The sequence below is a fragment of the Paraburkholderia sp. BCC1886 genome (assembly GCF_900996245.1).
Classification (GTDB): domain Bacteria; phylum Pseudomonadota; class Gammaproteobacteria; order Burkholderiales; family Burkholderiaceae; genus Paraburkholderia.
In genome coordinates, this window is sequence record NZ_CAAJGK010000115.1 from 1 (window position 1) to 468 (window position 468).

A 468-nucleotide genomic window follows, 5' to 3' on the forward strand; every position below is an offset into this window, starting at 1 on the left:
CACCGCGCCGGGCTGGCGCAACGCACGGCGATAGGCCTCGAGCGCCTCGGGCGCGAACGGCGCGAGGCCCGCCGAGCGGCCGCCCATCACGCGCTCGACATACACGTCGGGATTCGCGCCGATCAGCGTCTCGGGCAGCGGCGCCGGCTGGATCAGGAAGAACCAGTGGAAGTAGGCGGTGGCGAAGGCGCGGTCGGTCTTCTCGTACATCGCCAGGGTGGGCGCGATGTCGAGCAGCATCATGCGCTCGACCGCGTCGCCGTGATCGAGCGCCAGCCGATGCGCGACGCGCGCGCCGCGATCGTGCGCGCAGACGCAGAAGCGCTCGTGGCCGAAGTGGCGCATCACGGCCAGCTGGTCGGCGGCCATCGCGCGTTTCGAATAATTGGCGTGATCGGGTTCGCCCGGCGGCTTGGCCGAGGCGCCGTAGCCGCGCAGGTCGGTGGCGATCACGCTGAAGTGCCGCGC

General features: G+C 71.6%; 1 protein-coding gene. It reads right to left on the minus strand.

The genetic code is table 11. The annotated features are described in order from the left end of the window. The coding region (locus FQ746_RS31935; protein ID WP_144113809.1) for an alpha/beta fold hydrolase at positions 1-468 on the minus strand (468 nt) is incomplete at both ends.